This is a genomic window from Pseudescherichia sp. (assembly GCF_031998825.1).
Classification (GTDB): domain Bacteria; phylum Pseudomonadota; class Gammaproteobacteria; order Enterobacterales; family Enterobacteriaceae; genus Pseudescherichia.
Map to the genome: position 1 here is coordinate 1 of NZ_DAMACX010000089.1, position 7149 is coordinate 7149.

General features: G+C 57.1%; 8 protein-coding genes. 7 read left to right on the forward strand and 1 reads right to left on the reverse strand.

The features are described 5' to 3' along the window. The 4 genes from trpD to trpA form a co-directional block, all read left to right on the forward strand. Positions 1–820: anthranilate phosphoribosyltransferase (trpD, locus tag RTP97_RS20860; RefSeq protein WP_312417023.1), on the forward strand; the 820-nt coding region annotated here is incomplete at its 5' end. Between the two features lie 3 nt (positions 821–823). Further along, positions 824–2182: a bifunctional indole-3-glycerol-phosphate synthase TrpC/phosphoribosylanthranilate isomerase TrpF gene (gene trpCF, locus RTP97_RS20865; protein WP_312417025.1), complete on the forward strand. Its 1359-nt coding sequence runs from the start codon at positions 824–826 to the stop codon at positions 2180–2182. 10 nt (positions 2183–2192) lie between these two features. After that, on the forward strand, positions 2193–3386 hold the full coding sequence (gene trpB / locus RTP97_RS20870) for a tryptophan synthase subunit beta (protein ID WP_268107805.1): 1194 nt from the start codon (positions 2193–2195) through the stop codon (positions 3384–3386). Beyond that, on the forward strand, positions 3386–4195 hold the full coding sequence (trpA, locus tag RTP97_RS20875) for a tryptophan synthase subunit alpha (RefSeq protein WP_312417029.1): 810 nt from the start codon (positions 3386–3388) through the stop codon (positions 4193–4195). The genes trpB and trpA overlap by 1 nt, the downstream gene beginning before the upstream one ends. 54 nt (positions 4196–4249) lie before the next feature. Here the strand turns inward: trpA and ompW are convergent, their stop codons facing one another. Further along, positions 4250–4885, reverse strand: coding sequence for an outer membrane protein OmpW (ompW, locus tag RTP97_RS20880; protein ID WP_312417032.1), 636 nt, complete (start codon positions 4883–4885; stop codon positions 4250–4252). 343 nt (positions 4886–5228) lie between these two features. Here ompW and RTP97_RS20885 point away from each other — a divergent pair, with 343 nt between their 5' ends. The 3 genes from RTP97_RS20885 to yciA are packed head-to-tail and all read left to right on the forward strand — an operon-like array spanning position 5229 to position 6964. Next, on the forward strand, positions 5229–5972 hold the full coding sequence (locus RTP97_RS20885; protein WP_312417034.1) for a YciC family protein: 744 nt from the start codon (positions 5229–5231) through the stop codon (positions 5970–5972). Between the two features lie 51 nt (positions 5973–6023). Next, positions 6024–6563, forward strand: coding sequence for a septation protein A (locus RTP97_RS20890; protein WP_312209505.1), 540 nt, complete (start codon positions 6024–6026; stop codon positions 6561–6563). Continuing rightward, positions 6563–6964 carry an acyl-CoA thioester hydrolase YciA gene (gene yciA, locus RTP97_RS20895; protein ID WP_312417036.1) on the forward strand — a complete coding sequence of 134 codons (402 nt, stop codon included), beginning with the start codon at positions 6563–6565 and terminating at the stop codon, positions 6962–6964. Before RTP97_RS20890 ends, yciA begins: the two co-directional genes overlap by 1 nt. The last annotated feature ends 185 nt before the right edge of the window (positions 6965–7149 follow it).

Consider the following 7149-nt stretch of genomic DNA (forward strand, 5'->3'; position numbering starts at 1 on the left):
GCTGGAAAACGCCGCTCCGTTCCCGCGTCCTGATTACCTGTTCGCAGATATCGTCGGGACCGGTGGCGACGGCAGCAACAGTATCAACATCTCCACCGCAAGCGCCTTTGTGGCGGCGGCCTGTGGGCTGAAGGTGGCGAAACACGGCAACCGCAGCGTCTCCAGCCGTTCCGGCTCCTCGGATCTGCTGGCCGCCTTCGGTATCAATCTGGATATGAATGCAGAGAAATCCCGTGACGCGCTGGACGAACTGGGCGTCTGCTTCCTGTTCGCGCCGAAATACCACACCGGGTTCCGCCATGCGATGCCGGTGCGTCAACAGCTAAAAACCCGCACCCTGTTTAACGTACTCGGGCCGCTGATTAACCCGGCGCATCCGCCGCTGGCGCTGATTGGCGTCTACAGCCCGGAGCTGGTGCTGCCGATTGCTGAGACGCTGCGGGTGCTGGGCTACCAGCGGGCGGCGGTGGTGCACAGCGGCGGCATGGATGAAGTCTCCCTGCACGCGCCGACGCTGGTTGCCGAGCTGAACAACGGGGATATCAGCAGCTACCAGCTTGAGGCTGCCGACTTTGGCCTGACGCCCTATCGTCAGGAGGCGCTGGCGGGCGGCACGCCGGAAGAAAACCGTGACATTCTGACGCGCTTACTCCAAGGTAAAGGTGAAGCCGCCCACGAGGCCGCCGTCGCGGCAAACGTGGCGATGCTGATGCGTCTGCATGGAGAAGAGGATTTGCGGACCAATGCGCAAAAGGTTCTGGACGTACTGCGCAGCGGTGCTGCCTATGACAAAGTCACCGCACTTGCGGCAAGAGGATAAGTGATGGAAACCGTTTTAGCGAAAATCGTCGCGGATAAGGCGATTTGGGTCGCCGCCCGTAAACAGCAGCAGCCGCTGGCCAGTTTTCAGAGCGACATTGTGCCTGCCACGCGCAGCTTTTACGACGCTCTGCAGGGTGCACGTACGGCGTTTATTCTCGAATGTAAAAAAGCCTCGCCCTCTAAAGGGGTGATCCGGGACGACTTCGATCCGGTGCGGATCGCTAACATCTATAAACACCATGCGTCGGCCATCTCCGTGCTGACGGATGAGAAGTATTTTCAGGGCAGCTTCGATTTTCTGCCGCTGGTGAGCGCTGCCGCGCCGCAGCCAATCCTGTGTAAAGATTTTATTATCGAGGCCTACCAGATCTACCTGGCCCGCTTCTATCAGGCGGATGCCTGCCTGCTGATGCTGTCGGTGCTCGATGACGATCAATATCGCCAGCTCGCCGCGGTGGCCCACAGCCTGAAGATGGGCGTGCTGACCGAAGTCAGCAATGAAGAGGAGCTGGAGCGCGCCATTGCCCTCGGGGCAAAGGTTGTCGGTATTAATAACCGCGACCTGCGCGATCTCTCTATCGATCTGAACCGCACTCGCCAGCTCGCCCCGCGCCTTGGCGCAGGCGTCACGGTGATCAGCGAGTCGGGGATCAACACCTATGCCCAGGTGCGCGACCTGAGCCATTTTGCCAACGGTTTTTTAATCGGTTCGGCGCTGATGGAGCAGGACGATCTCGCTGCCGCCATCAAGCGCGTGCTGCTGGGCGAGAACAAAGTCTGCGGGTTGACGCGCTCACAGGATGCGCAGGCCGCCTTTGAGGCCGGAGCCCTCTACGGCGGGCTGATCTTCGTCCCGGAATCCCCACGCTTCGTGACCGATGCCCAGGCCGAGACGGTGATTGCCGCAGCGCCTCTGCGCTACGTGGGTGTTTTCCGCAACGCTACCGTCGAGGCAGTGGTCGAGAAGGCAGCCCGGCTCCAGCTTGCTGCCGTGCAGCTGCACGGTGCTGAAGATCAGACCTATATTGATGCCCTGCGCGCCGCGCTGCCTGCCGAGGTGGCGATCTGGAAAGCGCTGAGCGTCGGCGATACGCTCCCACCCCGCAATCTGAACCATGTTGACCGTTACCTGTTTGATAACGGCCAGGGCGGCAGCGGGCAGCATTTTGACTGGTCCCTGCTGGCGGGCCAGACGCTGGATAACGTTATGCTGGCCGGTGGCCTCGGCGCAGATAACTGCGTCACGGCAGCCCAGGCGGGCTGTGCCGGACTCGATTTTAATTCAGGTGTGGAATCTGAACCGGGTATTAAAGATGCCAGTAAGCTGGCCTCGGTTTTCCGTACCCTGCGTGCCTATTAAGGAATCTGTAATGACTACTTTGCTTAATCCCTACTTCGGTGAATTTGGCGGCATGTACGTTCCGCAAATTTTGATGCCTGCCCTGCGCCAGCTGGAAGAGGCCTTTGTCAGCGCCCAGAAAGATCCGGCGTTCCAGGCCCAGTTTAGCGATCTGCTGAAAAACTATGCCGGACGCCCGACCGCGCTGACCAAGTGCCAGAATCTGACCGCCGGAACCAAAACCACGCTCTACCTTAAGCGTGAAGATCTGCTCCACGGCGGCGCACACAAAACTAACCAGGTGCTGGGCCAGGCGCTGCTTGCCAAGCGCATGGGTAAAACCGAGATCATTGCCGAGACCGGCGCGGGCCAGCACGGTGTCGCCTCGGCCCTTGCCAGCGCCCTGCTCGGCCTCAAGTGCCGGATCTACATGGGTGCCAAGGACGTGGAGCGCCAGTCGCCGAACGTTTTCCGTATGCGCCTGATGGGTGCAGAGGTGATCCCGGTCTACAGCGGCTCCGCCACACTGAAGGACGCCTGTAACGAAGCGCTGCGCGACTGGTCCGGCAGCTACGACAAGGCGCACTACATGCTCGGCACGGCGGCGGGTCCGCACCCGTTCCCGACCATCGTGCGTGAGTTCCAGCGCATGATTGGCGAAGAGACCAAAGCGCAAATCCTCGAAAAAGAGGGTCGCCTGCCGGATGCGGTAATCGCCTGCGTCGGCGGTGGCTCTAACGCCATCGGCATGTTTGCTGACTTCATCGAAGAGAGCAGCGTGGGGTTGATCGGCGTTGAGCCGGCAGGTCACGGCATTGAGACCGGGGAACACGGTGCACCGCTGAAGCATGGCCGGGTGGGTATCTACTTCGGCATGAAGTCGCCGATGATGCAGACCGATGACGGGCAGATTGAGGAATCCTACTCTATTTCCGCCGGACTTGATTTCCCGTCTGTGGGGCCGCAACACGCGCATCTGAACAGCATCGGCCGCGCGGACTACGTCTCGATTACCGATGATGAAGCGCTGGCGGCGTTTAAGCTGCTGTGCCGCAGCGAAGGGATCATTCCGGCGCTGGAGTCCTCACATGCGCTGGCCCATGCGCTGAAGATGATGCGCGAAAACCCGGAAAAAGAGCAGCTGCTGGTGGTTAACCTCTCTGGCCGCGGCGATAAAGACATCTTTACGGTTCACGATATTTTAAAAGCACGAGGGGAGATGTGATGGAACGTTATGAGCAGCTGTTTAAGCGCCTGCATGAACGCAAAGAGGGAGCGTTTGTTCCCTTTGTTACCCTGGGCGATCCCTCTCCTGAACAGTCGCTGAAGATTATCGATGCGCTGATTGAGGGCGGTGCCGACGCGCTGGAGTTGGGGATCCCCTTCTCCGATCCGCTGGCGGACGGCCCCACGATTCAGAATGCGACTCTGCGCGCCTTTGCCGCTGGCACCACCCCGGCCCAGTGCTTTGAGATGCTCGCCGCCGTGCGCCAGAAGCACCCGAATATCCCTATCGGCCTGCTGATGTACGCCAACCTGGTCTTCAGTCAGGGCATTGATGAGTTCTATGCTAAATGTGAAAAAGCGGGGGTTGATTCGGTGCTGGTGGCGGACGTACCGGTAGAGGAGTCGGCCCCGTTCCGTCAGGCGGCAATGCGCCATAACGTTGCGCCGATCTTTATCTGCCCGCCGAACGCCGATGACGATCTGCTGCGCCAGATCGCCTCTTACGGCCGCGGCTACACCTACCTGCTCTCTCGTGCCGGGGTAACCGGGGCGGAGAACAGCGTCGCCCTGCCGTTGCAGCATCTGGTTGAGAAGCTGGCTGAGTACAATGCTGCACCGCCGCTGCAGGGCTTTGGGATCTCCACGCCCGAGCAGGTAAAAACCTCGCTGGAGGCTGGCGCAGCCGGGGCAATCTCCGGCTCCGCCATCGTGAAGATTATTGAGAATAACCTTGATAAGCCCGTTAAGATGCTGACCGAGCTGAAAGAGTTTGTGCAGAGTCTGAAAGCGGCAACGCGAGTAAGTTGATTCGTCAGGGTGAGAAACAGGCTTTAACAGCCAGTTTCTCACCTGAGGTCTGGATCAGAAGCGGTAGCCCGCTGAGAACATAAATACCCATGGGTCGAGGCGCGTATCGACGGTCTGCTGTACCCCGCCCGCCTTGAATTTCACATCGGTGTCGATATCCATGTACCACACCGAGGCGTTAATCAACCAGTCACGGTTGATCAGATAGTCCAGCCCCACTACGCCCGCCGCCCCCCAGGAGTCGCTCAGGCTGAGGTCGGAGAGGCCCGCCGCTTTCCCGGTATCGTTAAACTTCTCATCAAAGAAAGTGGTGTAGTTCACGCCTGCGCCAATATAGGGACGTACCTTGCTGCTGCTGTCGCCAAAGTACCACTCGGCCACCAGAGTTGGCGGCAGATGCTGCACGGTCGCAATATCGCCGGTCGGGCTGGTACCCACATGGTGACGGAACGGCGTAGCAGCCAGCAGCTCAATGCCGACGTTCTCTGTTGCCATATACGTGAAGGTCAGGCCCAGCTGGGTATTGTTGCTGACGTTAAACCCACCCAGGCTGCCCAGCACGTTATCGGAGCCTTCGGTCGGTCTTACCGTCGCCGAACCGGCACGTACAAAAAACTCGCCCGCATCATGGGCATATGTCCCAGCTGAAAATGCACTTAATACCAATGCTGCCACCGCTAATTTTTTCATTTTTCCCGCTCCATCTATAGGGTTATTTATTCTGGCGCGGTGAATATACCTATATTGAAGTACAAAGTGATCTAACGCAGATCACATTTAACCCTGTAAAGTAACATTCATTGATCTGGATTAATTTTCCTTAATAATCAGCAAAATCCTCGTTTCTGATGTGGATCAATTTTCGCAAAATCTTTCAAAAAGTCATTTAGGTTACAAATTACTCAATTTGGATGGGCAGTGGACGCCGCTTTACAAAGCTATGCTTTTCCATACATGGCAGAGTGCTGCCACTCCGCCGCTAACCAGGTTACAATTGCCAGCAAATCAACACCGGTTTACTCAAGGAGAGTGCATGTCTATCACGGCGAAGTCCGTTTACCGTGACACGGGAAATTTTGTTCGCAATCAGTTCGTCACCATTTTGCTGATCGCCTTATTGTGTGCCTTTATCACGGTAATGCTTGGCCATGTTTTTTCACCCAGCGACGAGCAGCTCGCAATTCTACGGGAGGGGGATAACCTGTCCGGCAGCGCGGGGCTATTTGAACTGGTGCAGAATATGACGCCGGAACAGCAGCAGGTGCTGCTGCGCGCCTCTGCTGCCTCCACCTTCTCCGGGCTGTTTGGCAACGCCATCCTGGCGGGCGGCATACTGCTGATGATCCAGCTGATTTCAGCAGGCCAGCGGGTAAGCGCCCTGCGGGCGATTGGAGCCAGCGCTCCGGTGCTGCCGAAGCTGTTTATCCTGATCTTCCTGACTACCTTTATGGTGCAGATCGGCATCATGTTTATCGTGGTTCCGGGGGTCATCCTTGCGATCCTACTGGCTTTTGCTCCAGTAATGATGGTGCAGGATAAAATGGGCGTCTTTCAGTCGATCCGTAGCAGCATGCGCATGGGCTGGGGCAATATGCGTCTGGTTGCCCCGGCGGTGATGGGCTGGCTGCTGGCGAAAACGCTGCTGCTGATGTTTGCCCCTAACTTTGCGGTTCTGACGCCGACGGTAGGCGCTATCGTTGCCAATACGCTCAGTAATTTGATCTCGGCGGCGCTGCTGGTTTATCTCTATCGTCTCTATATGCTGATCCGCTCTTAACATCCCGCAGCCTGCTATACAGGCAGGCTGCGCCTATAACGGAATCGAAGAATGAAGCAGTTTCTTGATTTTTTACCGCTAATCGTCTTTTTTGCCTTCTATAAGCTCTATGACATCTATGCTGGTACGGCTGCGCTGATCGTGGCGACGGCGGTAGTGCTGGTCTACAGCTGGGTGCGCTACCGTAAAGTTGAAAAGATGGCGCTGGTCACCTTTGTGCTGGTCGCGGTGTTTGGCGGGTTAACGCTCTTTTTCCATAACGATGAGTTTATTAAGTGGAAAGTGACCGTAATCTACGCCCTGTTCGCCGGTGCGCTGCTGTTTAGCCAGTGGGTAATGAAAAAGCCGCTGATCCAGAGCATGCTGGGGAAAGAGATTGCCCTGCCGGAAACGGTCTGGTCTAAGCTCAATATCGCCTGGGCGCTCTTTTTTATCCTCTGCGGGCTGGCCAATATCTATATCGCGTTCTGGCTGCCGCAAAACATCTGGGTTAACTTCAAGGTATTTGGTTTAACCGGCCTGACGCTAATTTTTACTCTGCTCAGCGGGATCTATATCTACCGCCACCTGCCGCAGGAAGATAAATCCTGATGACCAACGTAAACGAAGCAGCACAGGGCGAGTTGGTATTACGTACCCTGGCGATGCCAGCCGATACCAATGCCAACGGCGATATTTTTGGTGGCTGGCTGATGTCGCAGATGGACATGGGCGGCGCGATCATGGCAAAAGAGATTGCCCATGGCCGCGTGGTCACCGTGCGGGTCGACGGCATGACCTTTTTACGTCCGGTTGCCGTAGGTGACGTAGTGTGCTGCTATGCGCGCTGCATCAAACGCGGCAATACGTCGGTGACCATCAACGTTGAAGTATGGGTGAAAAAGGTCTCATCGGAGCCTATCGGCCAGCGCTACAAGGCTACCGAGGCGCTGTTTATCTATGTCGCGGTAGACAGTGAAAGTAAGCCCCGCGCCCTTCCCCCTCAGGCATAAAAAAAGCCTCCGGAGGGATAATGCCAGTCAGTTTAGTTGACTGGCATTTTTTATTGGGAAAGCGTAAGAATATGCGGATCTGGCTGAGTTTCCGTTCACTTCATACACTCTGCTTATCTCTTCCGGCTTTCGGGTCGGGCGAGATGCAACGTCCCTGTAAGTCACGCCCTCAGCCCGCATCCATG